Below are 25,976 nucleotides of genomic sequence, written 5' to 3'. Positions count from 1 at the left end.
CCGGCCGGCTCAGACGTTGAAGCGGAACTCCACCACGTCGCCGTCCTGCATGACGTACTCCTTGCCCTCGATGCGGACCTTGCCCGCCGCCTTCGCCGACGCCATCGCACCGGCCTCTACCAGGTCGTGATACGAGACGACCTCGGCCTTGATGAAGCCGCGCTGGAAGTCGGAGTGGATCACCCCGGCGGCCTCCGGGGCGGTCGCGCCGATCGGGACCGTCCAGGCCCGCGCCTCCTTGGGCCCGGCGGTGAGGTACGTCTGGAGTCCGAGCGTACGGAAGCCGACCCGGACCAACTGGTTCAGGCCCGGCTCGGACTGGCCGATCGACTCCAGCAGTTCGCGGGCCTCCTCCTCGGGCAGGTCCACCAGCTCTGATTCGATCTTGGCGTCCATGAAGACCGCTTCGGCCGGGGCCACCAGCGCCCGCAACTCGGCGAGGAACTCGGCGTTGTTGAGTTCGGCCTCGTCGACGTTGAAGACGTACAGGAACGGCTTGGTGGTGAGCAGGTGCAGCTCACGCAGGTGCTCCAGCTCGATGCCGGCCGCCGCCGCGCCCGCGTACAGCGTGGTGCCGCCGTCCAGGACGCTGGCCGCCTTGCGCGCGGCCTCCACCGCCGCGGCCCGGTCCTTGCGGAGCTTGGCTTCCTTCTCCAGCCGGGGCAGCGCCTTCTCCAGGGTCTGAAGGTCGGCGAGGATCAGCTCGGTGTTGATCGTCTCGATGTCGTCGGCCGGGGAGACCTTGCCGTCGACGTGCACCACGTTGGGGTCGGAGAAGGCCCGCACCACCTGGCAGATCGCCGAGGCGTCACGGATGTTCGCCAGGAAGGCGTTGCCGCGCCCCTGCCCCTTGGAGGCACCGCGGACCAGCCCGGCGATGTCGACGAACGACACCGGGGCGGGGATCACCTTCTGCGAGGCGAAGATCTCGGCGAGCTTGTGCAGCCGCTCGTCCGGCAGCCCGACCACACCGACGTTGGGCTCGATCGTGGCGAACGGGTAGTTCGCCGCGAGCACGTCATTCTTGGTCAGCGCGTTGAACAGGGTGCTCTTGCCGACGTTGGGCAGGCCGACGATGCCGATGGTGAGACTCACGACGAGCCAGCTTACGCCGCAGCCCGGCGCCACCGGGCAGCGGTGGGTCAGCTGCCGTGGGCGGGGCGAGCCTGGCGGGACAGGGGTGGATCAGCTTTCGTGCGTGGGGCGAGCCTGGCAGGACAGCGGTGGATCAGCTTTCGTGGGTGGGGCGGGCCTGGCAGGACAGCGGTGGATCAGCTTTCGTGGGTGGGGCGAGCCTGGCAGGACAGCGGTGGATCAGCTTTCGTGCGTGGGGCGAGCCTGGCGGGGCAGCACCGCGTCGACGCAGAGCACGCCCGGGGCCAGTTCGGCGGCGGCGGTCAACGGCAGGGTGAACCGTGCGGCGGCCGCGACGCTTGCCTGGTGCGACTCGCCGATCATCCAGTGGACCTCGTCGGCCGTCCAGCCGAGTGACGGCCGGCCGGCGATGGCCCGGAGCAGGCGCAGGGCGGCTCGGGTGTCGTCGTCGTAGAAGCGCATGCACCAGTGGTGCACCCACATGCCCAAGGCCCGCACACCGTCGTCGTCGAGCGAGCGCAGCAGCCGGCCGCAGGCGGTGTCGGCGAAGGCCCGGCCCGGGTCGCCAACGCGGTCCCGCTCGATGGCGCCGACCGCTGCCGGCGCGACCGCGCGCATCCGGTCGTAGAAGCGTTGGACCACGGCTTCGTCCAGCGGCGGGTGCCCCTGTCTCGATTCCGCCGCCCGACCCGCCACGCTCCCCATCGCCGCGCCCCTTCTTGAGTTGGTTGGCGCGCACGCTACCGACCACAACCGACACTTTCCCGACCCCCTCCCACACACCCCGCGCCCCCGGCCCACCGCGCCGCGCCGCGCCGGGGCCCACGCACCGCGTCGTCGATCATGGAGTTGCGGTCGCCGATTGGTCCGCTTACACCCGTTTTAGGGAGACAAGAACTCCATGATCGGCGCGGGGCGGGGCGCGGGCGGGGGGCGGGGGGGCGGGCTCGGGTCCGAATTCCGCCAGCAGAGGGCTGGTGGGTGGGCGGATGATCGGGGTGTGGAACTGGACTTCGAGCGGTGTTATCGGGCGGTGGACAGCCGGGACCAGCGGTTTGACGGGTGGTTCTACACGGGTGTGACGTCGACCGGGATCTACTGTCGGCCGTCTTGCCCGGCGATGACGCCGAAGCGGCAGAACGTCCGGTTCTTTGCGTCCGCGGCGGCGGCTCAGGGCGCCGGGTTGCGCGCCTGTCGACGCTGCCGTCCGGACGTCTCCCCCGGTTCGCCCGAGTGGGACGTACGCGCCGACGTGGTGGGCCGGGCGATGCGGCTGATCGCCGACGGGGTGGTGGACCGGGCCGGCGTACCTGGGCTGGCCACCCGCCTCGGGTACACCGAACGGCATCTGCACCGGATGCTCCGGGCCGAACTCGGCGCCGGGCCGCTGGCGCTGGCCCGCGCGCAGCGCGCCCAGACCGCCCGTACGCTGATCGAGAGCACCGAACTGGGTCTGGCGGAGGTCGCCTTCGCCGCCGGATTCGGCAGCGTCCGACAGTTCAACGACACGATCCGAGAGGTGTACGGGGTACCCCCGTCGCAGCTTCGCGCCGGTCGCCGGCCGGCGACCGGTGGGGCGGGCACGATCACTCTCCGGTTGGCGTACCGTCCACCGTTGCACGCCGCCGCGCTGCTCGACTTCCTCGCCCGGCGCACCCTGCCCGGGGTGGACGAGGTACGCGACGGCACGTACCGCCGGGGGTTGCGGTTGCCGCACGGCACCGCGCAGGTCGCCCTCACCCCGGCCGACGGGCAGGTGACCGCGGTGCTGCGCCTGACCGACCTGCGCGATCTGGCGCCCGCCGTGGCCCGCTGCCGGCACCTGTTCGACCTCGACGCGGATCCGGTCGCCGTGGACCAGACACTCGGCGCCGATCCGGCGCTGGCCGCCGCCGTGGCCGCCGAGCCCGGGGTACGCGTGCCGCACGCGGTGGACGGCTTCGAGCTGGCCGTCCGCGCCATCGCCACCCAGCAGGTCTCGCTGGCCTCCGCCCGCACCACCCTCACCCACCTGCTCGCCTCGATCCCGCCACCCACCCCTGTTGATCAAGAGGTTTCCGTCGGAAACGCCGCCCCCGGTGACGCAAACCTCTTGATCAACGGCGCCGAGGACGGCGTGGAGGACGGTGCGGAGGGGGGTGGGGGGTTGCGGGGGTTGCGGGGGTTGCGGGGGTTTGTGGGGGCGGAGGAGGTGTTGCGGGTGCCGGATTCGGGGTTTCGGATGCCGGTGGGGCGGCGGGAGACGATCCGGCGGGTGGCCCGGGCGGTCGCCGACGGTGGGCTCGACCTGGCACCGGGTGGAGACCGCGCGGAGACCACGCGACAGTTGGCCGCGATCCCCGGGATCGGCCCGTGGACGGCGGGTTACCTGGCGATGCGGGCGCTCGGCGACCCGGACGTCTTCCTCGCCACCGACCTGGCGGTCCGCCGGGGTGCCGCCGCCCTCGGGCTGCCCGACACCCCGAAGACCCTCGACGAGTACGCCGCCGGCTGGCGCCCCTGGCGCTCGTACGCGGTGATCCGACTGTGGAGAGCAGCGTGAACCCAACTCTGGAGCAGAGCGTGAACAGCATGACCATCGACAGCGCCACCATCAGCACCCCCGCCGGGCCGTTCACCGTGCTCGCCGGTCCGGACGGTGCGGTCCGGGCCGCCGGATTCACCGCCGACCCGGCGGACCTGCTGCCGCTGATCCACCCGAGGCTGCGTGGCGAGCCCCGGCAACGTCGCGAACTCGGCCGGGTGACCAGCGCCGTCACCAGGTACCTCGACGGGGACCTGGCCGCGATCGACGTGGTCCCGGTCGAGCAGCACACCGGCGGGACGTTCCTGTCCCACGCGTGGCAGGTGCTGCGTCAGGTGAAGCCCGGCGACCCGATCACCTACACCGCGTACGCCGGGCTGTCCGGCCGCCCCGCCGCGGTACGGGCCGCCGCAGCCGCCTGCGCCCGCAACGCCGCCGCCCTCTTCGTCCCCTGTCACCGGGTGCTGCGCACCGACGGGTCGCTCGGTGGCTACCGCTGGGGGCTTCCGGTCAAGGAGTGGCTGCTCGCGCACGAGCGCCGGCACTGAAAGGGTGCCTGCTCGCACCGAGCCGACCGCCGTCGGCGGATGGCACGGCGCGACGACAACGAAGCTGACAAGAAGCCGACATCCGCGATGCTCCAATTTGACGCTACCGTCGGGTACCGGCGAGCGACCAAACGCATGATCCCCGCATCGGCCGAACGGGTGACCGTGCCGGCACTGGTCGCCCGAACGGACGGGGCACGCCCAGGGCGCCCCCCGTCCAGCCAGAGGCGCCGACCCAAGGCGACGATGCCGGACGCCAGCACCCGTCGACCTGCCCTTCTGCTCCGCCCGTCCGGGGCATAGGCAGGTAGTGGTGCCCAAGCCGACGATCGAGGGCATGGCGACCCCCGAAGACATGATCGACGCCCACCTGCGCTACCTGCGCGCTGCGCGTTACGCCGCCCGGACCATCGACGACGCGCGCAAACTGCTGCACCGGGCGCACCGCCAGCTGCCCGAAGGGCTGCACGGGGCCACCGTGACCGAACTTGAGGAATTCCTCGCCGATCCGCTCTGGTCAACGGAGACCGCGCTCACCTACTTCAAGCACCTCCGCCGGCTCTACAAATGGGCAGCTCGTCCCTCCGATCCCTGGATGAGCTTCGACCCGTCCGAAGAGCTGGTCCGCCCGAAGTCCGCGCCAGAACTGCCCCGGCCGGCGCCGGACGAGATCGTGCGGGCGTGCATCTTCGACACCGACAACCCGTGGCGGCTGTACTGCCGGCTCGCCGCCCTGGCCGGCCTGCGGCCGTGCGAGATCGCGACCGTGCGGCGCCAGGACATCGGCGAGGTCATCCGGGTCAAGGGCAAGGGTGGTCGGTCGCGCACCGTGCCGACGCATCCGCTCATTGCCGAGCTGGTGGAGCCGCTGCCGCCCGGGGTGATCGCGTCCAGGCCGTCAGGCAAGCGGGTCACCGCCTACTGGATGTCGAAGAGTACGGCGCACTACCTGCGTACCGTCGGGATCGGGACCACCCTCTATCCCCTGAGGCACGCCTTCGCCACCAAGGTGGAGGAGAGGCATGACGTGCGCGCTGCTCAGGTGCTGCTCGGGCACGCCTCCATCACGACGACGACCCGGTACACGCTGATCTCTCGCAAGCGGCAGCAGGCCGCGATCGACGACTTGGACTTCGGCTGACCGGAGACGCGAGACGGCCCACCTCCTCCTGGAGGTGGGCCGCTCTACGTACGGATCAGCGGATCAGGCGTGGCCGGCACGTTGACCGGCCGGTGCCGAGCCGGCGGCGCTGCTCGGCCACCACATCGACACGCGGTGTGCGGTCGGGCGGCAGCTCGTCGCGGTCGGCGACCACGACGACTTGGACGGTGCCGTCCATGAGCATCTGGGCCACCTCAGGCCACCGGCCGCCGTCCAGTTCATCGACGACGACAGCGGCGAGGCGCAACCCGAGCCGGTTGCAGTATTCTGCGCAACGATCGGTGTAGCGGTCTAGATTCTCGGCTGTTACGTAGATCAGAGCGGTCTGCATGCGGACCCCCGTTCCTTCCCTGGTCACTGGCTGTAGGAGGCGTTGCTGGCCAGGGGAGGTGTCGGGCGGGCAGGGTCGGTCATGGGCAGCTCCTTCCGGTTCGACGCAGTGAGCTGTTGGTGGTGTTGTTGGCGCACGGTGCTGCCAGAACGCCTCCCCCCACGGTTGGCGATCTCCATTGGTCCTGGTGATGGGACTGTGGAGATCGCCAATGGTTACGTACGGAAAACGCTTTCGCACCTGGTGTGCGAACAGGCACGCGCCCGGTTCGGACAATATTGACCCGTTGCGATGCGATTATCGGGGCCGTGACTTTGCGCGATATGCAAATTGCTGCTCGCAACCGCAACCGGGATCGACTACGCGAACCCGCCAAGATCGCCGATCTTGTTAGGACGTCGACAGCTCGACCCGGTCGCCCGGATACACGCCCCGCACCCGGCCCCCCACCGTCACCACCTGCACGTGCACACCCTCGGGGATGTCGAGTCGCGCTCGCTCATCCGGCGTCGGCGGCCGGCACACGATCAGCGCACCGCGCGGCACCGCCACCCGCTCCCGGTCGGCCGGCTCCCGCACCCGCAAGCCCACGCCCCGCTCAACGTCGATCAACCCCTCAGCGCGCAATGCCGCGACCGCCGCGAGCACGGTCGCCTTGCCCACCTCGTACTCGTGGGCAAGGCGAGCCTGCGCGGGCAGCAGCGCGCCCGGTGGCCACTCGCCAGCGGCGATCCTCGCACGCAGCGCGGCAGCCAGCTGCCTGTGCAGCGGCATGCCGGAGCGCGGATCGAGCGTCACCCGGCGGACGCTACGGACGGCCCGGCGGTGAGCAGGTGGACCGGTTAACCGGCTAACCTGTAGGCCGCTCCCGGACGTATACACCCTCGCCGGGGCGGCCTTCGATGAGCCTCTCGGCCTTCAGCACGAGCATGGCGCCGCGGATGCTGCCGTAGCTGACCTCGTACTGCTCCTGGAGCTGCGACAGGGACGGCAGTTTGTCGCCCGGCTTCAGCTGGCCAGACCGGATCTGTTCACGGATGGCGTCAGCCACCCGCTCGTACTTGGCGGGCATGAGTCTCTCCTCGGGTCGCACCCCGAGTAGATCACCCATGATTCTCCGCATCAACCTGGTCGCTGTACGTAGACCTAGTCTACCTAGTCGATGTAGCCTACGGACGCTCCCCTCGGGTCGCACCGGTGGAGCACCTCGCCGAGGCGGGGGCGGTTCCCCCGTTCTGCCCCGCCTCGGCGTCCATCCCTCTGTGGAGGCACCGATGGATGAGCGTCCGCACCCCGGCCCGTGCCCGCTCGCGCGTCCTGTCGCCCACGGCCGGCCACCCACCCCGGACGGCACCGCCAGATACCCGGTCACCCCACCCCTGCCCCGGCGGCAGCTGCTGCCCGGGCTGATCGTTGCTGGGCTGGTCCTGGTCGTGATGGTCGCCGGCATCGCGGGAGCGTTCGGATGACCTCGATGTACGACGAGCCGCCCTTGATCGAGGTAGAGCAGGCCGCCGCCGTCATCGTCGCCCGACACCGTGACGGCCGCTGCGACGCCTGCACCCCGCACGGATGCCCCGAGCTGGCCCGCGCCCGGCCGGTGCACACCCGGGCCGAGCAGCGGTGGCTGGCCGCAGCCCGCGATGGCTGACCTGGCCGCCCAGGTCCGCGCCCGGCTGATCCTCTCCGCGCGGGTGATCATCACCGACCACTGGCCGACGCCCGCCCGCCGGGACTGGTGCCCGATCTGCCATTCGCCGTGGAAGTGCTGGCCCCTGATCACCGCGTATGCCTACCTGCGGCTGGTCGGCGCGCACTGGTGGATCCCGCCGCACACGCGGTGACCGGGGGTCAGCAAACGCCCCACCAGCCCGGAGGCAGGTGGGGCGAAGTCGTGTGTGGGCTACTGGTCGCCGTGGACCTGGCGACGCTGCTCCAGGGCCGCGATCACGTCGTCTGGATGGCACTCACGGTGCCGGCCGCTACCTGGCTTGATCCGGTAGCGGAGTGCTGGCGGGTCAGCGTTGAGCATCCGCACCACCGCGGTGCGGGACACGCCGAGGACGAGCGCCACGTCGCCGGGACGCAGCCACTCGCCGGTGCGGGCTGCGCTCTCCAGATCTTCCACGCTTCTCGCCATCGTGCCGATCGTAGCGGTCGGATCGAGCGTGGCGGTGATCGACACCAGGGCTCCCCTCATCGTGCTTAATGTGCTCTACGTACTTACTGTGCCATACTGGCGGGCATGAGCACCGGCACCAAGACCCGGCCGACCAAGCGGCAGCGCTTCATCGCCGCCCTCCCCGTCGGCCTGGCCCTCACCCTCATCGGGGCCGTCTGGGCCGCCGGAGCGGTCTGGAGCTTCGAAGAGCAGACCGCCTTCGCCAACGCCGCCGGCTTCCACATCCCGCAGTTGCTGCCGCTCGTCCTCGACGGCATGGCCGTGGCCATGGCCGCCGTTGCCTACGCCGCCAGCCTCGACGCACGCCCCGCCGTCCTCGCCCGCCTTGGCACCGCACTCGCCGTCGCCTGCTCCGCCGCCAGCAACGTGGCCTGGGCGTGGGAGCGGTCCGGCGGCGACCCACAGACCATCGCCCTCGCCGGAGGCGTACCGATCGTGGCCAACCTGGCCTTCGAGGTGTTGCTCGGCGAGGTCCGCCGCCAGGTGCTGCGCCGCCGTGGCCAGCCCGGCCCGGTGGCCATCACCTACCCACGGCTGGTCCGACTGGCCTTGGCACCGTGGCCAACTTTCGTGGCATGGCGGAGGCTCGTCCTCGCGGCCACCGACCCGGCCAAGGCCTTCACCGGAGAGGGCAATCACCAGCCGATCCGGGCCGAACTGGTCGACGAGTCCGACCCCGACATCCAGGCGTGCCGGCAACTCCAGCGAGAGACCGCCACCGCGATGCAGAGCCTCGCCCCCCGGGTGGCGCGCATCGGGCTCGCGGATGCCATGACGCACTGGTCAGCGGCGACGGACCGGCCTCACTCTGCGGGCATCACGCGCCCGGCCGTGGCCACCGCACCCCGACCCGAACTGCCCGCCGTGGCCAGCCCGCCGCCGGCCACGCAGCCGACCACCGTGGCCACTTCACGGCCGACCACGAAGCGCCCCACCGTGGTCGCCAAGACGAGCCGGCGGGTGACCACGAAGTCCACCCGAAAGCCGGCCACCGAGGCCGACCGCACGGCCGCCGCCTTCGCCGCCCTTGTGGCCGAACTGGGGCGCCCACCGACCGGAAGTGAACTGGCCACGAAGGCCGGCGTCAGCCGGTCGTACGCCAACGGGTGGAAGCGCGACAACGCCCCACCGTCCCGATAAGCAGCGGGCCCCGGCCACACCTTCCACAGCCGGCCGGGGCCCGCATCTCCCAGAGGAGGCACCCATCATGCCCACCGTCCACATGGTTCGCGGGCAGGTGCCCGTGGACTCGCCCGCGCGGGCGCTGGCCGGCCGCACCGTCACCACGCCCGCCCGGTCGCTGAAGCAACTCGCCGTCCGAATCCGCGAAATGCGCGCCGCCCACGCCACCCCCGTTCTCGCAGTGAAGGAGATCTGACATGCCGAACCAGCAGCAGGCGAAGACCGCCCGGAACTTCTTCGCAGGCGCCGACAGCCTCACCGACAACATCGCCCTCCTGGAGTGGTGCGAGACCAGCCGGCGCATCCTCCACGCGGGCGCCCTGGAACTGGGCATCGTGGCGTCCGAACTGGACGCCCGTCTGCGCGCCATCCGCTCCGGACCGATGGGCGGCATGACCGGACGTGCCCGCGCCCGCCAAGTCGCCCGCCCCATCCAGCAGGCCAGCGAGGCGCTCGTGATCGGTGGCCGGTACATCGTCACCGCCGCCACCCGCTTCCAGGCCGTCTACATGCCGGAACTGGAGCAGGCCGGGCACCGGCCGCGCCGCAACGAATTCAAGTTCAAGGCCTAGGAGCGCACCATCATGGCGAAGACCACGACGAGGATGCCCCGCAACGCCGGATACGACGGCGTCGCCACCGTCCACACCGTGCGGATCCCCCTCTGGCCGTACCTGGTCACCCCAGCCAGCGCGGTCGGACTGTGGGCGGCCACCGCCGGAGCACACGCCTACTGGGCGGACAGCCCCGCCGTGGCCGGCGCCGCAGCCGCCGGACTCACCCTCGCCGGCACCGCGCTCACCGGCCTGACCTGGCGAGCGGCAGCCGCTCGCGGCATCGTCCGCCAAGCCACCGCCACCCTGTCCTGCGTCGCCGGCAGCGCCTGGACCATCGGCGCGATGCTCGCCGGACCGTGGGAACGCCCGTGGCTGGACATGTGGCTCATTGGCGCGCCCGTGGCGTCGATCGCCATGGCGGTGGTGCGGGTGATGCGCTCCGGTGGCAGCGACGAGCAGGCCGACAACGGCAGCCTCAAGGAGGCCGTCAAGAGCCTGCGGAGCGCCCGGATCGGCCAGCCGAAAGTCGACGGGGCGCGTGCTACCGCCCCAGTTGTCCTGGAGCCCGGCGTCACCGCCAGCGACTTGGCCGGCGAGCGAGGCGCACTGGCGTCCGCCTTGGACGTGTCCCCGACCGCCGTGCGGGTTATCCCGAACCCCGATTCGGCGCGGCGGGCGACGGTGTCGGTGGTGCCCGTCGACCAACTCAAGGAGACGCGATACTGGCCTGGCCCGTCCGCGCCCGGAGCGTCGATCGCAGACGCGCCGACGCGGCTCGGTGTGATGGAGGACGGGGAGCCGCTGGAGATCTGGCTCCCCGGCGATCACTCAAAGGGCCGCAACTCGGCGCACCTATCTGTGGTGGGCATGTCCGGCGCGGGCAAGACCGAGTTGGTGTTGAACCTGTGCGCTGACCTGCTTACCCGCACCGACGTGCGACTCATCATCACCGACACCCGCAAGGGCGACCAGTTGCCCGAGTGGCTACGGAAGGGTGCCCACGAGACGCACCTCGACGCGGTCAGCGCGGAGGACTTCATCGAGTCGCTGCCGCAGGTCATCGCACAGCGGGCCCGGCACCTCGGCCAGCGCGGCCTGAAGCAGTGGGTGAAGGGTTGCGGGCTCGACTACTGGGCGGTGGTGAACTTCGAGGCCGCCCGGCTTGTGTCCGAGTCCGACAGCTTCGTGGACATCACCGAGTCCGCCCGGTCGGTGGGCATCTTCTTGCTGGTCGAGCTACAGCGCGCCACTCACGACCGCTTCCCGACCAGCGCCCGGGCCAACATCTCGGCCCGGGTCTGCCTCGGCGTGGCCAGGGACGACGACGCTGAGGCGGCCCTGTCGGAGAGCACCCTAGATTCGGGCGCGGCGCCGTGGGAGTGGAAGAACGGCAGGCCCGGCTACCTGTACGCCGAGCTGCCCGGTGTGGATCAGGAGCGCTGGTCGATGCCGGCGAGGGCGTTCATCGCCCGCAGCGAGGACGACCGGGCGGCGGTCGTTGCCCAGCACCGGCAGACCTCGGCGAACCGACCGTCGCCCACCCCCCGCCGGGAGGACCCTGTGGACCCGCCCGCCACCCCGCCGGCCGGCGAGGACCAGGAGGAGCGCGTGCTCAACCGTGCGCTTGATCTGACCGACCCGCCGGACGACGTGGACCCCAGCCAGCCCATCGCCATCCCCGCCGACATGCCGCGGCTCGCCCTTGGTCAGCTCCGCACCCCGCCGATGGGTACCGAGGAAGCGCGGGCGTGGATGCGGGATTACCTGCTGCGGCTGCACGACGCTGGCACCGACCAGATCCGGCCGGCGGAGCTGGGCGACGTCATCGAGGCGACCGGCCTCACCGCAGCGTGGGTGGGCAAGGAGCTGCGCCGGCTGTGCTCCGGCCCGGGTGCCCTGCTCCAGAAGACCGACCGGGGTGTCTACCGGATCCGCATCCCGGAACCCGCGCAGTGACTCACCGTGACAGCCGGATGGCGTACGGACGGTCCGTACGCTGCCCGTCCGTACGCCATCCGTACGCCCCTCTATCTGGACCCGGCGAGAGTCGTGCGGACGGTCCGTACGGCCCGCACGAGCCGCCCGCAGATCACGGAGAGTGAGTCATGAGGCATCTTGTCATCGCCTACGGAGCGGGGGTCATCACCGGCGTGCTCGCCACCTGGGAGGCGGCTCGGCGGTGGGAGCGGGCCGCCTGGGCGTGGTCCTGGGCGGCTGGCTGGCTGTCCGAGGCCGCGTGGCTGGCCCGGGAGGCAGCCGGCTGGATCGCGGGCGTGGTGCTGGTGCTCGCTGCCGCTGGTGTCGCGGTGTGGCTGGCGCTGTAGCCCCCCGTAGACGCGCTGCGGCCCCGGCAACCCTTGGTGGGTGCGGGGCCATTGGCGTTGAAGAGGCAGCGGAGGAAAGCGCGTTCCCCTACCCGTCCTTGCCTGAGGCGACGGCGGCCTCGACAAGGGCGCGCCGGAACACCCAGGCGCTGCCGACCCGGGCGCCGAGGAGCTGCCCGCGCTCGGCGCGCTTGTGGGCGGCCTGCTTGCTGATGCCGAGCATGTCGGCAGCCTCCTGGAGGGAGACGAGGTCGGGGATCTTCGCGTCGCGCGGCGGAGTGGTCATGCGTCCAGGATAGACAGGGCGGTTGACGTGCGTCAACTCGCTCTGCGCAAGAAAAGTGCCCCTGACCCGCTAATTCCGGTTGACGAACGTCAACCATGCGTGCTAGACTTTAGGCACAGCAAGGGAGACAGGGAGAAGGAAATGCAGATCACGGAGATCCGGATGATGAACGACGAAACCGCCGCCGACGAGATCCGCTGGGCCCACCGCACCCTCAGCAACGGCCAGACCGGTCTGGCCGCCTGCGTCAGCTTCGCCGCGATCGCCGCGATCACCGGCCTCACCACCGCCGACATGACCGCCGGAGCCCTCTGGCTGGTCCGCAACGACCCCAACGTCTACGTCATCCCGGAGAGCAACCAAAAGGTCCTCCGCCCCGAGGAGCGGGCCGCAGCGGTGAGCATCGGCGGGCAGCACAAGCACTGGATCACCTGGCTGTGACGGGTGGAGGGGCCGGGTGACCGGCCCCTCCACACCTCGCTGGGGAAACCTCAGGCAAGCGCTTTCCTTCGCGCCATCTCCCGCGCACACAGAAAGGCCCCCGCCCTCCCACCAGGGGAGAGCGGGGGCCTTCGCACGTGGTCGGTCCCGACGCTGCGCGGGCATCGACACCGCACTGTGGAGTCTACCGGCGCAGCAGTCGCGCCACCGTCGCCGGGGCGTACGCCGACCGCCGCGCCCACCACCCGGCCACCAGCGGCCCCACGACAGCCACGACACCCAGGATCGCGGCCGTCTGCCCCTCGCTCAACTCCAGGCCGAACGCGACCAACAGCGCGATCACGGCGGTCACCGCAGCAGTGATGGTGGCAGCCGACATGACCGGCTCGGACTGGTCGGGGTTGGGGCTGTAGTTGTTCTGCATGACGAGCCTCCTCAGACTCTCTCGACACGGTCCCGCGCAGACGGCGGGACAGGATCCGGCGGGATCGGCTCCTCACCGGCACGACGCAGCTGATAGGCGTAGCCGCCCGCGACGTTGCGCCAAAAATCCCGGTCGGCCTCGGCCCGGGCAGCCCGGTCATCGGCAGCGTCCCGGGCCTTGGACAGGTCCCGCACTGACTCCCGCTCATGCGCCCGCGCGCCCTGGCGCAGGCTTCCGATCCCGGAGAACACGGCCTGAAGGAAGGCGAGACCGCCACCGCCGAGCAGGGCTGCAATCACAGCGGTGATCACCTCAGACGTGGACACGAGCCCCCCTTACTCGGCCTGACGGGTCGCCTCCACCCGGACCGCACCAACATCCCGCCAGCGGCCGAACAGCAGCAGCGCGAACCCGCCGAGCGCCAGGCTCGCCACCACCGACGCGGGGGCGAGCGCCGATGCGAGCACGACGGCGTACACCCCGAACGCGGCCCACAGCAGGGGTAGCCCGAGGTGCTCGCCGATCCACCGGTCCGTCGCCGCGCCGAACGCCGCCAGTGCGCCACCCATGGCGAGGAAAGCGGCCCAGAGGTAGACCAGCCTCCCTGTGGCGTCTTGGACGCTGGGGGTGGGGTACGCGGCGGCGCCGAGGCCTGCGCCGGACATCATCGTGTAGCCGGCGACCCTCGACCATCGGCGCGGCTGCGACGGCACCCGGCTCACCCCTGGTTGCCGGCGCGCTGTTCGGCGGCCAGGTCGACGGCAGCCCGGGCCAACTGCCGGTAGTCGATCGGGTTCGGCTGGCCCGGGTCGCCCTTCGACCCCTGCGGACCCGCCGGGCCACGCTCACCGGCCGGACCGCGCTGCCCGGCGTACTTGCGGGCCAGCAGCGTTTGCAGGGTGAGCCAGGCAGCCGGTGTGTACGCGCTGCCGTCGGTGACGCTGTTGCCGGCAGCCTTCCGGGCGGCCGACAGCGCAGCCTCCGTCGCCGGCCCGTACTCGCCGTCGATCTTCCCCGGCGAGTAGCCCAGCTCGGCCAGCAGCCGCTGCAACGCCTCGACGGCCGGCCCCTTGTCGCCCTTGCGGCAGAACATGTCGTCCCCTCCCGTGCTGGCCGTGATGAGTCCGATGCTGGTCAGGTAGCGGCGGAACAGCGGCGTCTGGTCGCGGTTCGCCTTGATCGAGTCGCGGAAGAAGCTGAAGTGGGTGTGCCACAGGTGGGACCGGTCGCCGGTACTGCGTCGGCCGAGCCGATCCCAGCGGAGCACCCGCTGGCCGTCGGGGCTGTAGATGATTTCCCGAATGTCTCTGGTGTCCGGGGCGTTGGCGGTGCACTGCGCCACACACCAGACGGAGAACGTCTGGAGGTTGTGCATTCGGCCGAGCGGATCCCGCCACTCGAACATGCCGACGTCGAGGGCGGCGGCGTCGAGGGTCAGGCCGTTGCGGTCCCGGGGCGACTCGACCACCGAGTAGTCGTTGGTCACCACCCGATCCGAGCCGCAGTGGTAGCCGCCCCGGTGGTTGGGATCGCCGACGATGCCGACCTCGTTGGGTTCGAGATCCTCGTCTCGTACCCGGTTCGGGTCGCGGTTGAGGTGTTCGAGGAGCAGCCGGCGGACGGCCAGCAGGTTTTCCGGTGCCCGCGTCATAGCGCTCCTATCCGATCCGTAGCCACTCAAGCCACGACAGGCTGCGCAGGATCGTCGCCGTGGCGTCGGAGGTCTGCTGCGCGAACTGCACCTGACAGTTGCCGCTGGACACCGTGGTCAAGCGGCACTCCTCGAAGTACGAGAGGAACCCCGCCGCGACCGCGCCCGCGCTCTGCTCGGTGGTGCCGCCACGGCGCCTCATCACCACATCCGAGCCGCTGTCGGCCGAGCTGATCCCCGACGCCGCGGCGATGATGTTGCGTTGCAGGCTGGCGCCGCTCGGGATCGACCACGCGACCTTGATGTCGCCGGCCGGCGGACCCCCGTAACACAACCTGGCCTTGATCAGGTAGATGGCGTTCGCTGCCACCGGGATCACCAGCTCGGGCACCGGCACCAACGTCGTGCTGGCCGCCACCGACTGATCGGCGGAGGTCTGGAGGAACTCCCACTGCGACGCGCGCATGCGTCCGGCGGTGATCACGTCCCCGGGTAGCCAGTCAGGCCACGGCATGACGCCTCCTCACAGGGCGACCCGGGCGGGCCGCAGCAGACGGACAGGGGCACCAGCAGGCTGGGCCAGGATCGGCAGAGTCCGGGTCACGGTCAGGCGTTGCGGCTGGTGCACCACCAGGTCCCGGTAGGTGACGGTCACCGGCAGCGTGTTCGTGTTGCCGGTGTCGAGCTGGCTGCGCAGACCCAACCGGCCAGGGCCGAGCAGCGTCGTCACCGGCTCGTCGTACATCCAGCCCCTGGGGCGTGGGCCGGCGGCTGGCCAGGCCATCCCGCGTAGCCGGTTGCCGGCCACCTGGCCGCGCACCCGGATCGGTGTGCCCGGCGTCCAGCCGACCGCCATCACCACCTGCCGGTACACCTGGCCGACACCGGCGAGCCGCTCGACCGCCCGCACCTCGATGCGGGAATCCGCGTGCTCGGCCAGGCTGATGAACTCCAGCTCGACTTGCAGGTAGTTGCTGGCGTCCTGGTGGCGCAGCATCCACCCGGCGCTGATGCTCTCGCCCACAGCCTGGACAGGCACCACCACGGTGATCTCGGCGTCCATGTCCGTCCACACGTGCGGCAGCAGGCACCGCCGAGACGACCCGACCGCGTCGATTCGCACCGTGGCGTCACCCGCCGACACCTGGTAGTCGGTGGCGGCGCCACCTCCGTGGGTCCACGCACCCACCGGGCCCGTCGTCCAGGTCGACGCCGACGACCGCACGAAAGCGTCCGTGCCGAACGGGGCCACGGCGGTCGCCAGCACTGGCTCACCGCGTGCCAGCAGCGGCAGCGGCAGCGCGGCAGGATCCGACGTCCACGGCAGACCAGCACCAGCCGACGCGGCCACCAGCAGCTCCGTAGCCCACGGCGGCGCCGAGGCGGCGATGCGGGATCCGTCGGTGTCCACGCGGTGGACGCCATCAGCGGCGCCGACCAGCCACGGGCTGGCCGGTTCGACGTTGAGCACGACGTTCCAGCTCCGGCGGCCCTGGAGCGTTTCGACGGCACCCACAACAAGCTGATCGTCCAAACCGCCAGCCTGCGGAGGAGGGTTGAGCACCTGCACCCGAGCCCCCGGACGTACGTCACACCACGCCGCCGCCAGGCCGCGATGGCTGCTCAGGTTGACAGAGAGGGTGTCGCATCGAGGTTCCCGTGCCGTCGATAGACGCAGCAACCAGCTCGCCCGGCTGGGCAGTGCGTCGTCGCTGGCAAGGTTCAGGGTCGGGGACGTGGGGATCCGACCCTGCGTACGCACCAGGTCCAGATCGGCGGCGACCGCCGACGCGCCGCCTTCACGGCTGACCGTGACCACGTTACGTAGCCGCTGGGCGTCGGCCTTCAAGTTCAGGTCATCACCGATCTGACCGATAGCCCCGTCCAAGGTCAGCGCGACGTCCGGGTTGTACCGCAGCACCCTCGGCACATACGCCACAGCAAAGCCCGACTCGTAGATGAGTCCACCATCCGCCGCCTCACACTCCCGCCAGAGCGGCAGGGACTGCCCGATGGGCTGCCACCCCATTCGTGGAGTGGCCTGACCTGCCGGCAACGCCGGCAGGCTGATCCTGACCCCATCCTCGGCAAGCAGCCGCGCCAGCCGTTCGTGGGCGGTCTCGTAGTAGTACGAGTCGCGGGCCCCCCGGTGGCCGCCCGGCCACTCGGGGAAGCCGTCCTGCCGTGTATCCCGCAGCGTGTAGGGCTGGCCGGCAAACAGGGCGAGGTGCCCCATGGGCAATATCTCGCTGCTGGTCGCCCCCAGGGTGTTGGTGCCGACCCCGGTCACGCCGGCCACCGTGCCAGGCGCCGTGACCGTGGTGACCCACTGCGCCGTCGGGCCGCGCCACTGGTAGCCGATCCGGATGTTGGCGCCGTCTTGCCAGACGGAGATGTTGAAGGTCAGGAAGTTCCCCGCGATGCTGTCCGAGGTCATCTCCGTCGCCGTGCCGTCCGCGGTGATGCCGTAGATCTTCATGCCGAAGTCGGGGCCGACAAGGTGCGGGTTCGCCTGGAGCCTCCACCGGGCGTACGTCCCGCCCGGAGTGTCCACCTCCAGCAGGACGACTGCACCGGAGTACGCGGCCATGTTGTTTCCCAGCTCCGCGCCGATCATGGCGGACCAGCCCTGAGCCGTGCCGGTGGCCAACGTGACATCAGGTGGAACCGATGCGTACAGACGGGCGCCCCCGGACAGGTCCGCGATGCGGTCGGTGCCGTACCGCCAGGTCTGTGCGGTAAGCGCGGATCCGACATCGGCGAACGCGAGCGCCCCGCCCTTGATCGTGAGCGGCTGGTGACCGGCCAGCGCCGAGCCTGCGATGGTCGCCCCGTCGCCGTCTTCCATCGGCCAGTACGCGGCGGCGAGGTGCGTGAGGGTACGGCGCATCGGTGAGACGGCCGGAGGGGTGCCACGGCCGGCCTTACCCAGCTCGCCGACAGCGGCGATGGTGACAACGGAGTACCGGCTGGACCCGCCCGGCCAGGCGACCGGCCACGAGTTGACGTAACCGGAGTAGCGGTTGCGCCAGCCTTCCCCGTCGCTGAGGTCGACGTCGAACTCAATGGGGGTCCACGGTTGCACGTGCGGCCAGTACGGGCTCATCGCATACCCGCTCGTGAATCGCCCGTCGGAGTTCTTCAGGCCCAGGCTGAGCGTCGAGGTTTCGGCCTCCTCGGCGCCGGAACTGCGCCCCCAGCCGATCGTCACCTCGGTGGGCACGTGCCACCACTCGGTGATGTCCGTCCACTCCCAGGTGTCCGGGTCGGCGTACACGTCGGCACCCCATGCGACCCGGATCCGGACCAGCAGGCTGTCGCCGTCGACGTAGCCGCTCACCGGTTCGTCCCCACCGTTTTCTGCACGTCGCCACCAAGGTCCGCGATCGTCTCGCGGAGCACCAGCACCAAATCCTTCCCCCGGATCCGGAACTCACCGGTGAGCACGATCCGCAGCAGCTCCATCGCCGCCGCACCGAGCCGACCGCCGGGGCCGAGGGGCTGCACGGCGGCGCCAGCCTTGAAGTGGTGCAGCTCGGGGCCGCGCTCACCGACCACGGCGAGGCCGTCACGGATGATCCGGCCACCGTTGGCCAGCATGGGCAGGTTCGGAGTGTCGATGGTGGCCCCGCCCCAGATCTGGCCGATGCCTGGGACCGAGATCCCCGGGATGCGGAAGCTCAGGTTGTTCCACCGGCCGATGATCCAGTTGATGGCGGAGCGAAACGCCCACTTCCAGCCGTCAAAGGCGCCCTTGGCCGCGTTACCGATCTTGCGCGGTAGGCCACGCAGCCAACCCATGAACTTTTCGCCGCGGTCGGAGATCCAGCCCCAGACGGCCGCGCCCAAGTCGCCGACCTTGCGCCAGACGTTGGAAAACAGCGCCCACCAGTTCTTCGCCCCCGAGACAAGCGCGTCGACCAGCCACCAGAATCCGGCCACGATCTTGTCGGCGGCCCACATCACCCAGTCGACAATTCCGTTCCACACCGACGTCCAAAAAACACGGAAGTCTTCACTGTTTTTCCACAGCAGGACGATGCCGGCGACAAGGGCGATGATCGCCAGGACGACGAGCCCGATGGGGCTAGCCATCATGGCGATATTCCAGGCAACCTGGAGCGCGATCGCACCCTTCGTAAGAGCCGCCCAGATGACGGTAATGGCGTTCCAGGCCGCGATGGCGCCTCGGACGGCGTAGATGCTCACCGCCAGCCCACCGATGACCGCGCCGATGGTGAGCAGCGTGCCGGCGTTGTCGAGGGCCCACTTACCCACCTTCTCCAGGTAGGGGACAGCCTGACCCACCTTGTCGATCAAGGCGGACTGCACCTGGCGCTTGAACGCCTCCAGCTTCTGCTTGTTGGTCTGCTCCAGGGTCTCGCCCGCGCGCTGGGCGGCGCCGGAGACGTCGCCGAGCCCGCCCTCGGCACCCTTCAGGGACCGCAGGAACTCCGGGATATCCGCGACGTTCAGATCTTCCAGCGGCGTACCGAACAGGCCGATCGCGTGGTTGGCTCGCTCCGTCGGGTCCTCGATGGAGAGCAGCCCGTCAACGATTTGGTCGAACGCCTTCTTGGCGGTGGTGCCGCCCTTCAGGATCCGGTTCGACATCGTCTCCGCGTCGAGCCCAAGGGCCTCGTACACATTGACGGAGGTGTTGCTCATGTCGGTTGCGCGGATCGTAAATTCCTTGATCGCGTCACCGGCCTTGTCGATTCCGTACATGCCCTTCTCTGCGCCCTTCACGAGCAGCGAAAACGCCTGCTCGCCGGAGAATCCGAGGGTGCGGAAGAACTGGCTGTACTCGTCGGCGGCGTCGAGCACGTCCTCGCGCAGCTCGCGGGGCACCTTGCTGGACGCGACAGTGATGAGGTCCATCGCCTCTTCGGCGTCCTTCACCAACCCCGAACCGAGGACGGTGCTCGCATACTTCGCGGCCTGGGCCACGTCGGTGCCCCACGTCTTGGCGTACGCCTGGACCTGGACGGTCATCCGCTCGACGGCGCCCGCGTCGTTGATGGAGGCGAGTTTGCCGCTCACCACGGCCTGGACGGCGTCCATGTTCTCGGCGGCGCTCTCGCCGAAGCCGCGGGTGTAGACCTGCCCGGCGACCTTGCCCAGCTTCTCCGCCAGCGCCGGGTCACCGACCTGGTTGGTGAGCTTGGCCTGCGCCTCCTCCAGGTCCAGGCCCTTAACGAACCCGGCTCCGATACCGGCGGCGAGGGCGGCACCGACGATTGGCGCGTACTGCCGCGCCTTCTGCCCGGCCTGGCGCATCTTCCCGTCCATCGCTGCGAGACCGCGGGCGAGGTGGGTGTCGTCAGCGCGCAAGTAGGCGACCAGGGTGCCGAGCTTCAGAGACATGATCACCTGCCTGTGTCGGATCAGTGACGGTCCGGGTTGCGGGTGGCCAGTACCGTGCCCGGGTCACCGACCGAACGTGAAAGGACGTGGGGGAATGCGCAGGACAACCGCCGGAGTCGCGGCAACACTCGTCACAGCGGCGGCGCTGGCCGGCTGCTCGGCCGACCCGGTTGACCCGGTCGCCGACGACCAGTCGACCAGCGCCGAAGTGATGTGCGAGGAGTTCATCGAGCGCCGACTGAAGGCACCGAAGACTGCCGAGTACAGCGGCACCCAGACCGCGAAGAACGGGGCCGAGTACACGGTCAGCGGGGCGGTCGACAGCGAAAACGCCCTCGGTGTGGCACTCCGGTCCGAGTACACCTGCGTGGTCCGGTCCGACGGCGACGACAAGTGGACGCTGGTCGACCTGAAGCTGGGCGACTAGCGCCGCCAGCCCTCCGGCACCTCAGGCTCCGGCGACAGCGCCCGCGCCAGCCGGGTGTCCGCAGAGAGCAGGCCGGCGATGCGGGTCGACAGCCACCGCCAGGTCCGCTGCTGGAGGATGCCCGGCTCGTCGAGGTCGACGCCGTACTCGCTGTGCAGATCGGCCTCGATCAGGTCCCAGTGGTCGAGGATCTCCCCCCACGACGTCCCCGACCCCGTCCGCCCCTCCGGGAGTTCGTAGTACGACCAGAGGCCGGACGCGGGGTCGTAGTCGCCCCGCCCGTACTCGTGGTCGGGGAGGATCCGGCCCTCTGGTTGGCCCTGCGGTCGGCCCGGTTCATCGCCGGGCCGACCGCTTCCCCCGGGACACCCCCCGACGTCCAGTAACGTTCGGCGGCCTCGTCCCCGCCGAGGATCCAGGCGTATGCGGTGGCCGCGCAGTAGGCGATGTGCTGGTGCGACACCCCGTCGGTCATCATCTGCGTGTAGGCATCGCCGAGCACCCGCCGCTCCAGCGAGGTTCGGTCGTCCATCTCGGGCAGATCCTCGATCAGCGTGACGGCCTGCTGGATGTCCTCCGGCGTGGATGCCCGGTGGATCTGCATCGTGGCGTTGGCGATGGTCTGGCACCAGAGGCCCAGCTCGGCAGATGCGAGGGGCACGGTGTACTCCCGCTCGACCCCATCCCGGCCGGGCACGTCGGCCAGGATGAGGCCGGGGCTGAAGTGCTCGCTGAGCTTGGTGAGCCGAGCAGCCATCAGGCGGTGTACACGAAGTCGTCGGCGGGCACGTTCGGGCTGACGCCCTCCGGCGTCTCCACGGTTACCCGCACGGTGCCCGCGGTGCCGGCCGGCGTGATGGCCACGATGTGGGAGTCGTTGACCACCACGAAGTCGGCTGCGTTGGCCCCGAAGTCCACGTCCGTGGCGTTGGTGAAGTGGTTGCCGAAGATGCTGACCAGATCTCCACCGCCGTCATCGCCGGTGGCCGGCATCAGCCCGGTGATGGCCGGCGTGAGGTCGGCGTTGGGGTTGGTGATCGGGATACGCCGGCCCTGGCCCTGGAGGACGACGGTGACGACCTCCAGGTCCGCGCTGGCGTTGCTGTCGCGAGACCACTGCTTGACGTAGCAGCGTCCCGTGAACTCCTCGCCGGAGCTGATGCCGTTCTTGTCGTACCAGCGGACCGGGAACTCGCCGGCAGCGACGTTCTGCGTCTGTGCGGCGAGGTGCTTAGCCCGGAGGAAGGCGTGCACCGGGTTGAGCGAACTGCCGTCGAGGTTGGTGGAGTGCGAGAGCTTGAGTTCGAGGCGCCAGTTGTATCCGGTGGTCGCTTCCCTGCCCGCGCCGTCGTCGTCGTAGTTCTCGTCGTCCTGGGCGCGCGTCTCTGAGATCGGGTTGAGTTCCCGCTTACCCAGCAGCTCCTGGAAATTCACGACGGGATAGGTGCCGAGGTCGATGTCGACCCGGAGTCGCCGGGCCAGCAGGGTCGCGCGGTCGGTTGGCTGGGTCACGGCGTACTCCTCAGTCGCTGTTCCGCGCCGTGGGGCGCATGGTGTCCAGGTAGTAGTTCTCGCTTCGGCTCCAGCGGCCGTTGGTGTCGTCGCCGAGGCTCGTGTACGACTGCCGCCACACCTGCACCACGGCGATCCCGCCCCAGGTCACGCCCGCAGCGCCGTCGTACCGGTCGTGGACCGCGTCGGCGAGGTCGTCACAGTCGCGGGGGTCTTGGCCGGCGCGTACGCGGATCTGCACGGCGAGCTGGTGGTCGGCGAGGCCGGCCAGTGCGGTGCCGAGCGGGTACGCCGCGAGGGTGATCAGCCGATCCGGCCGGTCCGGCACGGCGCGGATGACGATGCCGGTCTCATGGGCCTGGTAGACCCCGCCGTCCGGTCGCCACACGCCGATACCGGCGGCCTGCATGTCCTCCGCCCAGCCGGTGAGGAGCCGGGACGTCCAGCCCTCGCCCGCCATCAGGTGCCGCCGAGGGGCTTGCCCGCGGCCTTCGCCATCAGCGCGAGCATCGTGTCCTTCTCGGTGCCCATCGGGTCCTCCAGGTACTTCGCCTTGCGCCCGTCGTCGTGGCGGAGGGTCTGGTCCTCGTGCTGCCGGACGGCGTACGGCCGGTCATAGCTGACCGCGACCGTGCCGGTGGCCTTGTCTGAGCTGACCTCGCCGCTGCGCTCCAGGTCGCCCTCCTCGTGCGGGGCGAGCGCGCTGGAGACCTGGAGCAGGTGCTCGGCGGCCAGCTCGGCGCCCTCGAAGGACGATTCCTTGAGAGCGGCGAGGACCTTGTCACCGTCCCACTCGATCCGGACCTCGTCAGCCATCGGTCACTCCAGGCTGATCTCCAGGTGCTCGGGCAGGGGCAGGCCATGCGCCTCGACGCGGGAGACGGCCAGGACGCGGGCGGTGCGGCCGTTCCAGGTGACCCGGCTCCCGGCCGGGCAGGTCGTGTCGAGCGGCGCAAACACGGTGGTGGAGCTGACCTGCTCGCGGCCGGCGGCGTCCTGCGTCTGCACCCGCACCAGCCGCCGCGTTTCCTCGACGATGCACGGGGTCACCTCGACGGGCTCGCCGTACACGTCGCCGTACGCCCCGCTCCCCGCGTACGGCTCGACCAGCACGGTCGACGGCTCAGGGATGTGCGCGGCGATGAACTCGGCCCAGTTCACGGCATCACCACGTCTGCGGCCCGTGGCCGGTCAGCCCGGCGGCCTGAAGGATCTGCCACGCTTGCGGCCACAGTGGGCCGATCCGGGACGCCTGGGCGGCGCTGCCGCCAGCGCCCTGCCCGCCCCTCACGACGCTCACCTTGCCGATGCTGAAGCTGGCCGTCGGCGGTGCGGCGCCGGTACCCGTGCGGTCGCCCGAGTCGAGGATGCCGGCGACCTGCTCGCACGTGGCCTCCATCAGCGCGGTCACCACGGCGGGATCCTCCGGGTCGTAGACCGCGCAGAGCAGCGCCTGGTCGACATCCCGGCTGGCCCGCCGGAGCAGCAGCTCGGCGTTGGAGCCGGCCGGCACGGTCACCGGGTAGTCGGCGAGCTGCTCGGGTGTCGCGTACGCCATCTCGCCTCCCTCCCGGGGTTGGCGGGGGCGGCCGGTGCGACCCGACCGCCCCCACGAATCACTCGTCCAGGACCCCGGCAGCCCGCAGCGAGGCGAGCAGCGCGTTCACCTTCGTCTTCAGCTCGTTGATGAGCGCCGCCTCTTCGGTGCCGTACGTGCCGTCCGCGTTCGCGGTGGTCACGTTGGCGACCGGGGCTGCCGGCATGCCGGACAGTGCGGGGTGGTTGCGGACGACACCGGTGTATTCGCCGTGGACCGTCATCGGTCAGTCCTCCTTCGGGCCGAGGTACTTCTCGGCGAGCTGGTCGCGGGTGAGCTTCTCAGCGTCCTCGACGGAGAAGCGGTTGCCGCCGGCCTCGGAGGTGACGTAGGTGACCCACGCCGCCTTGGACGCCGACCGGGAAGGCGGGTCGGCAAGCGCGGGGCCCTGGCCCTCGGGAGTCCCGCCGTCGGGCTCCGGTGCAGGTTCGATGGCCGGCGCGGGCAGCTCGGCGATCTCCTCGACCTTGTAGCCGTGCCGGCGGAAGTACGCGAGAGCGCCCTCGTTGTCCGTCTCGCCCTGGCCGTCGACCAGGGCGACACCGGCGACCGTGCCGGTGGCCGTCTTGACCGGTGCTGTGATCTTGTATCGCTGCATGTCAGGCCACCTTGATGTTCCGGAAGACGGCCGCCGCCTTGGTTGCCTTGAGGGCGACCGCGACCGGGCCGAGCTCCACCTCGCCGGACTTGACCGCGCCCGGCGTCGAGAAGTCGGGCAGCCACGTCGCGACGAGCTGCGAGCCGACGGTGGTGACGCCGTGGAAACCGTCCAGGCCGACCCGGTAGGCGTACAGGTCGGTTAGGTTGGTCGTCGAGACGCCCACGGTGCGGGTCTCGACCGGGATGATCGGCGAGTTGGATCCGGCCTTGTCACCCGGGTCCGCGAAGGTGATCCCGCCGTAGCTCTCGCGGGTGATCGGCCGACCGTTCGCCCCGATGAGCCCCTGGATCGGGTCCCGCACGTACATGCCGGTCCGGCGGACGATGCCCCGGACCTTGGCCAGGAGCCGCCGGTTGCCGAGCAGGATCGTCGGGGTGCCGTCGAGCAGGCTGAGGAACTCGTCGAGGTCGTCGAGGGCCTTGTGCTTCACGCTGGCGTCGGTGTCCAGGTCGGACCAGTTGGTCACGCTGTTCGCCCGGAACTCGGTGGACGTGCCGACCAGGGCCTTGTCGAGGCCGTCGAAGCCGTGGGCATCGACGTTCGTGTCCCCGTTGATCACCTCGTCGGCGAAGCGGGTCCTGGTGGCCTTGACCTTCTGGGCCATGTTCAGCGCGACGGCACCGGATGCGGCCGGACCGATCCGGGCGATCACCCGGTCGATCGTGAACGCGCCACCCATCACGGCCAGTTCGACGTTGTGCTTGGTTGTGGTGACGTTCTGGGCCTGGTACTCGTGGTTCAGCTCACGGGTCGCCGCGGTGGCCTGGGTGGCGAGCCGCCGGTACCCGTAGGTCATGGTGGCGCCGCCGCCGGCCGGGTTGACCGCGTCGTCGAAGGTGAGGGTGTCGAGGATCGTCGACTCCTTGCGGAACTCGTCGATCACGGTGGCGTCGAAGTCCTCCTGCGCGTTGTTCGACGCCTCGGCCAGGGTTACAGGCATGAGGTTCTACCTCCGGTTGGGTCAGCCACCGAGCTTGCGCTTGACGGCGTCGGTGAGGGAGGCCGAGCGGCTACGTCCGCCGCTGCCTCCGGTGTGGTCGGCTCCCTGGCGACCGGTTCCGGACCCTTGGCCGGCGGTACCTGCGGCGAGCTTGGGGTTGGCCTTCACGGCCTTCTTCATGGCGGCCACGACCTGGTCGTCGTAGTCGTCCGCGTCGGGGTCCAGCTCCTTGACGGAGTCACGGAAGCTGGCGGAGTCGATGACGGCCACGGGGTCGGCACCGGCCTTGCTGGCGTTCTCCCGGATGGCCAGGCGGAGGCTCTTGTCGCGGAGCTTCTGCTGGGCCTTGTCGGCCGTCTCGCGGGCGGCCTTGAGCTGCTCGGCCGGGTCTTCCTTGCCGTCGGGGGTGAGTCCGGCGGCCTTGAGGATCGCGGCGACCCGCTCGTCGGCGGCCTTCGCCTTCTCCTTGGCCTTCTTCTCGGCCTCGCGGGCGGATGCGAGGGCCCGGGCGTGCCGCTCGGGGTCGAATTCGCCCTTGATCTCCGGCGTCTTGGTGCCGGTGTCGTCGCCTTGGCCGCCCTCGGCGCCCTGGTCTCCGCCGCCGTCGGTACTGCCGGTTCCGTCTCCACCTCCGGTGCCGCCGTCTCCACCGCTGGAGCCTTCTCCGCTGCCGCCTGCGGCGAGATGGATGGGCTGGCCGTTGCGGCGGTAGCCGATGATCTGGCCGGCGAGGGCGCTGAGGCCGGGACGGGTGTTCTGCACGAT

The 25,976-nt window shown here is 70.4% G+C and carries 37 protein-coding genes; 13 read left to right on the top strand and 24 right to left on the bottom strand.

The window, feature by feature from the left end; translation table 11 throughout:
* Positions 1-9 precede the first annotated feature (9 nt).
* Complete coding sequence (ychF, locus tag E0H26_RS11880) at positions 10-1,095, bottom strand: redox-regulated ATPase YchF (protein WP_131303655.1); 1,086 nt, start codon at positions 1,093-1,095, stop codon at positions 10-12.
* 219 nt (positions 1,096-1,314) lie between these two features.
* Positions 1,315-1,800: a hypothetical protein gene (locus E0H26_RS11875; RefSeq protein WP_131303654.1), complete on the bottom strand. Its 486-nt coding sequence runs from the start codon at positions 1,798-1,800 to the stop codon at positions 1,315-1,317.
* A 295-nt stretch (positions 1,801-2,095) separates the two neighbouring features.
* On the opposite strand from E0H26_RS11875, the gene E0H26_RS11870 reads away from it, so the two are divergent.
* The 3 genes from E0H26_RS11870 (at position 2,096) to E0H26_RS11860 (ending at position 5,308) form a co-directional block, all read left to right on the top strand.
* Positions 2,096-3,637 (top strand): DNA-3-methyladenine glycosylase 2 family protein, encoded by a 1,542-nt coding sequence (locus tag E0H26_RS11870; RefSeq protein ID WP_131303653.1) that lies wholly within the window; start codon positions 2,096-2,098, stop codon positions 3,635-3,637.
* Positions 3,638-3,666: 29 nt separating this feature from the next.
* Positions 3,667-4,167, top strand: a complete 501-nt coding sequence (locus tag E0H26_RS11865; protein ID WP_131303763.1) for a methylated-DNA--[protein]-cysteine S-methyltransferase — start codon at positions 3,667-3,669, stop codon at positions 4,165-4,167.
* A 337-nt stretch (positions 4,168-4,504) separates the two neighbouring features.
* On the top strand, positions 4,505-5,308 hold the full coding sequence (locus tag E0H26_RS11860) for a tyrosine-type recombinase/integrase (RefSeq protein ID WP_131303652.1): 804 nt from the start codon (positions 4,505-4,507) through the stop codon (positions 5,306-5,308).
* A gap of 55 nt (positions 5,309-5,363) precedes the next feature.
* Here the strand turns inward: E0H26_RS11860 and E0H26_RS11855 are convergent, their stop codons facing one another.
* From E0H26_RS11855 to E0H26_RS11845, 3 genes are all read right to left on the bottom strand, one after another.
* Positions 5,364-5,660 (bottom strand): hypothetical protein, encoded by a 297-nt coding sequence (locus E0H26_RS11855; RefSeq protein ID WP_131303651.1) that lies wholly within the window; start codon positions 5,658-5,660, stop codon positions 5,364-5,366.
* A 390-nt stretch (positions 5,661-6,050) separates the two neighbouring features.
* On the bottom strand, positions 6,051-6,458 hold the full coding sequence (locus E0H26_RS11850) for a GntR family transcriptional regulator (protein WP_131303650.1): 408 nt from the start codon (positions 6,456-6,458) through the stop codon (positions 6,051-6,053).
* Positions 6,459-6,510: 52 nt separating this feature from the next.
* Positions 6,511-6,732 (bottom strand): FadR/GntR family transcriptional regulator, encoded by a 222-nt coding sequence (locus tag E0H26_RS11845; RefSeq protein ID WP_131303649.1) that lies wholly within the window; start codon positions 6,730-6,732, stop codon positions 6,511-6,513.
* Between the two features lie 202 nt (positions 6,733-6,934).
* Here E0H26_RS11845 and E0H26_RS11840 point away from each other — a divergent pair, with 202 nt between their 5' ends.
* The 3 genes from E0H26_RS11840 to E0H26_RS11830 are packed head-to-tail and all read left to right on the top strand — an operon-like array spanning position 6,935 to position 7,504.
* Entirely contained in the window at positions 6,935-7,129 is a 195-nt protein-coding gene (locus E0H26_RS11840; RefSeq protein WP_131303648.1) for a hypothetical protein, read from the top strand.
* The gene (locus E0H26_RS11835; protein ID WP_131303647.1) at positions 7,126-7,311 is read left to right on the top strand and encodes a hypothetical protein; all 186 of its coding nucleotides are present in this window, start codon (positions 7,126-7,128) and stop codon (positions 7,309-7,311) included. Before E0H26_RS11840 ends, E0H26_RS11835 begins: the two co-directional genes overlap by 4 nt.
* Positions 7,304-7,504, top strand: a complete 201-nt coding sequence (locus tag E0H26_RS11830; protein WP_131303646.1) for a hypothetical protein — start codon at positions 7,304-7,306, stop codon at positions 7,502-7,504. The genes E0H26_RS11835 and E0H26_RS11830 overlap by 8 nt, the downstream gene beginning before the upstream one ends.
* Before the next feature lie 59 nt (positions 7,505-7,563).
* Here the strand turns inward: E0H26_RS11830 and E0H26_RS11825 are convergent, their stop codons facing one another.
* Positions 7,564-7,800 carry a MerR family transcriptional regulator gene (locus tag E0H26_RS11825; protein WP_131303645.1) on the bottom strand — a complete coding sequence of 79 codons (237 nt, stop codon included), beginning with the start codon at positions 7,798-7,800 and terminating at the stop codon, positions 7,564-7,566.
* A 105-nt stretch (positions 7,801-7,905) separates the two neighbouring features.
* Here E0H26_RS11825 and E0H26_RS11820 point away from each other — a divergent pair, with 105 nt between their 5' ends.
* The 5 genes from E0H26_RS11820 (at position 7,906) to E0H26_RS11805 (ending at position 11,905) form a co-directional block, all read left to right on the top strand.
* Positions 7,906-8,982 carry a DUF2637 domain-containing protein gene (locus E0H26_RS11820; protein WP_131303644.1) on the top strand — a complete coding sequence of 359 codons (1,077 nt, stop codon included), beginning with the start codon at positions 7,906-7,908 and terminating at the stop codon, positions 8,980-8,982.
* Positions 8,983-9,049: 67 nt separating this feature from the next.
* Positions 9,050-9,220, top strand: coding sequence for a hypothetical protein (locus E0H26_RS29265; protein ID WP_165521820.1), 171 nt, complete (start codon positions 9,050-9,052; stop codon positions 9,218-9,220).
* A 1-nt stretch (position 9,221) separates the two neighbouring features.
* Positions 9,222-9,596 (top strand): hypothetical protein, encoded by a 375-nt coding sequence (locus tag E0H26_RS11815; protein WP_131303643.1) that lies wholly within the window; start codon positions 9,222-9,224, stop codon positions 9,594-9,596.
* A gap of 12 nt (positions 9,597-9,608) precedes the next feature.
* Positions 9,609-11,537 carry an FtsK/SpoIIIE domain-containing protein gene (locus E0H26_RS11810; RefSeq protein ID WP_131303642.1) on the top strand — a complete coding sequence of 643 codons (1,929 nt, stop codon included), beginning with the start codon at positions 9,609-9,611 and terminating at the stop codon, positions 11,535-11,537.
* A gap of 149 nt (positions 11,538-11,686) precedes the next feature.
* On the top strand, positions 11,687-11,905 hold the full coding sequence (locus E0H26_RS11805; RefSeq protein ID WP_131303641.1) for a hypothetical protein: 219 nt from the start codon (positions 11,687-11,689) through the stop codon (positions 11,903-11,905).
* Positions 11,906-11,993: 88 nt separating this feature from the next.
* On the opposite strand, the gene E0H26_RS11800 is transcribed toward E0H26_RS11805, so the two are convergent.
* Positions 11,994-12,191: a helix-turn-helix domain-containing protein gene (locus tag E0H26_RS11800; protein ID WP_131303640.1), complete on the bottom strand. Its 198-nt coding sequence runs from the start codon at positions 12,189-12,191 to the stop codon at positions 11,994-11,996.
* 141 nt (positions 12,192-12,332) lie between these two features.
* On the opposite strand from E0H26_RS11800, the gene E0H26_RS11795 reads away from it, so the two are divergent.
* Positions 12,333-12,632, top strand: coding sequence for a hypothetical protein (locus tag E0H26_RS11795; RefSeq protein ID WP_131303639.1), 300 nt, complete (start codon positions 12,333-12,335; stop codon positions 12,630-12,632).
* A 184-nt stretch (positions 12,633-12,816) separates the two neighbouring features.
* Here the strand turns inward: E0H26_RS11795 and E0H26_RS11790 are convergent, their stop codons facing one another.
* Genes E0H26_RS11790 through E0H26_RS11760 form a run of 7 tightly spaced genes read right to left on the bottom strand, consistent with a single transcriptional unit; the run spans position 12,817 to position 20,074 of the window.
* Positions 12,817-13,056 carry a hypothetical protein gene (locus E0H26_RS11790; RefSeq protein WP_131303638.1) on the bottom strand — a complete coding sequence of 80 codons (240 nt, stop codon included), beginning with the start codon at positions 13,054-13,056 and terminating at the stop codon, positions 12,817-12,819.
* A gap of 11 nt (positions 13,057-13,067) precedes the next feature.
* A complete protein-coding gene (locus tag E0H26_RS11785; protein ID WP_131303637.1) occupies positions 13,068-13,382 on the bottom strand; it encodes a hypothetical protein in 315 nt (104 codons plus the stop codon).
* Between the two features lie 9 nt (positions 13,383-13,391).
* Positions 13,392-13,769 (bottom strand): hypothetical protein, encoded by a 378-nt coding sequence (locus tag E0H26_RS11780; protein ID WP_131303636.1) that lies wholly within the window; start codon positions 13,767-13,769, stop codon positions 13,392-13,394.
* Between the two features lie 5 nt (positions 13,770-13,774).
* Positions 13,775-14,707, bottom strand: coding sequence for a peptidoglycan-binding domain-containing protein (locus E0H26_RS11775; protein ID WP_131303635.1), 933 nt, complete (start codon positions 14,705-14,707; stop codon positions 13,775-13,777).
* Positions 14,708-14,714: 7 nt separating this feature from the next.
* Positions 14,715-15,221 carry a hypothetical protein gene (locus tag E0H26_RS11770; protein ID WP_131303634.1) on the bottom strand — a complete coding sequence of 169 codons (507 nt, stop codon included), beginning with the start codon at positions 15,219-15,221 and terminating at the stop codon, positions 14,715-14,717.
* Between the two features lie 9 nt (positions 15,222-15,230).
* Positions 15,231-18,047 carry a hypothetical protein gene (locus E0H26_RS11765; protein WP_131303633.1) on the bottom strand — a complete coding sequence of 939 codons (2,817 nt, stop codon included), beginning with the start codon at positions 18,045-18,047 and terminating at the stop codon, positions 15,231-15,233.
* Positions 18,044-20,074 (bottom strand): phage tail tape measure protein, encoded by a 2,031-nt coding sequence (locus E0H26_RS11760; RefSeq protein ID WP_131303632.1) that lies wholly within the window; start codon positions 20,072-20,074, stop codon positions 18,044-18,046. Before E0H26_RS11760 ends, E0H26_RS11765 begins: the two co-directional genes overlap by 4 nt.
* Positions 20,075-20,168: 94 nt before the next feature.
* On the opposite strand from E0H26_RS11760, the gene E0H26_RS11755 reads away from it, so the two are divergent.
* Complete coding sequence (locus E0H26_RS11755; RefSeq protein ID WP_240742116.1) at positions 20,169-20,501, top strand: hypothetical protein; 333 nt, start codon at positions 20,169-20,171, stop codon at positions 20,499-20,501.
* Positions 20,502-20,670: 169 nt separating this feature from the next.
* Here E0H26_RS11755 and E0H26_RS11745 read toward each other — a convergent pair whose 3' ends face one another.
* From E0H26_RS11745 to E0H26_RS11700, 10 genes are read right to left on the bottom strand one after another with little or no spacing between them, the layout of a single operon-like run.
* Positions 20,671-21,258, bottom strand: coding sequence for a DUF7426 family protein (locus tag E0H26_RS11745; protein WP_131303631.1), 588 nt, complete (start codon positions 21,256-21,258; stop codon positions 20,671-20,673).
* The gene (locus tag E0H26_RS11740) at positions 21,258-22,013 is read right to left on the bottom strand and encodes a phage tail tube protein (RefSeq protein WP_131303630.1); all 756 of its coding nucleotides are present in this window, start codon (positions 22,011-22,013) and stop codon (positions 21,258-21,260) included. The genes E0H26_RS11745 and E0H26_RS11740 overlap by 1 nt, the downstream gene beginning before the upstream one ends.
* A 10-nt stretch (positions 22,014-22,023) precedes the next feature.
* Entirely contained in the window at positions 22,024-22,473 is a 450-nt protein-coding gene (locus tag E0H26_RS11735; protein WP_240742115.1) for a minor capsid protein, read from the bottom strand.
* Positions 22,473-22,829, bottom strand: coding sequence for a hypothetical protein (locus tag E0H26_RS11730; protein WP_131303628.1), 357 nt, complete (start codon positions 22,827-22,829; stop codon positions 22,473-22,475). The genes E0H26_RS11735 and E0H26_RS11730 overlap by 1 nt, the downstream gene beginning before the upstream one ends.
* Positions 22,830-22,832: 3 nt before the next feature.
* Positions 22,833-23,174 (bottom strand): hypothetical protein, encoded by a 342-nt coding sequence (locus tag E0H26_RS11725; RefSeq protein WP_131303627.1) that lies wholly within the window; start codon positions 23,172-23,174, stop codon positions 22,833-22,835.
* A gap of 4 nt (positions 23,175-23,178) precedes the next feature.
* Positions 23,179-23,571, bottom strand: coding sequence for a hypothetical protein (locus E0H26_RS11720; RefSeq protein WP_131303626.1), 393 nt, complete (start codon positions 23,569-23,571; stop codon positions 23,179-23,181).
* A 58-nt stretch (positions 23,572-23,629) separates the two neighbouring features.
* Positions 23,630-23,833, bottom strand: coding sequence for a hypothetical protein (locus E0H26_RS11715; RefSeq protein WP_131303625.1), 204 nt, complete (start codon positions 23,831-23,833; stop codon positions 23,630-23,632).
* 3 nt (positions 23,834-23,836) lie between these two features.
* Entirely contained in the window at positions 23,837-24,208 is a 372-nt protein-coding gene (locus E0H26_RS11710; RefSeq protein WP_131303624.1) for a hypothetical protein, read from the bottom strand.
* A 1-nt stretch (position 24,209) separates the two neighbouring features.
* On the bottom strand, positions 24,210-25,211 hold the full coding sequence (locus tag E0H26_RS11705) for a major capsid protein (RefSeq protein ID WP_131303623.1): 1,002 nt from the start codon (positions 25,209-25,211) through the stop codon (positions 24,210-24,212).
* 21 nt (positions 25,212-25,232) lie between these two features.
* Positions 25,233-25,973, bottom strand: a complete 741-nt coding sequence (locus E0H26_RS11700) for a hypothetical protein (RefSeq protein ID WP_131303622.1) — start codon at positions 25,971-25,973, stop codon at positions 25,233-25,235.
* Between the last annotated feature and the right edge of the window lie 3 nt (positions 25,974-25,976).

Source organism: Micromonospora zingiberis, from assembly GCF_004331455.1.
GTDB classification, from domain to species: Bacteria; Actinomycetota; Actinomycetes; order Mycobacteriales; family Micromonosporaceae; genus Micromonospora; species Micromonospora zingiberis.
This window is presented reverse-complemented; position numbering and strand designations above follow the sequence as displayed.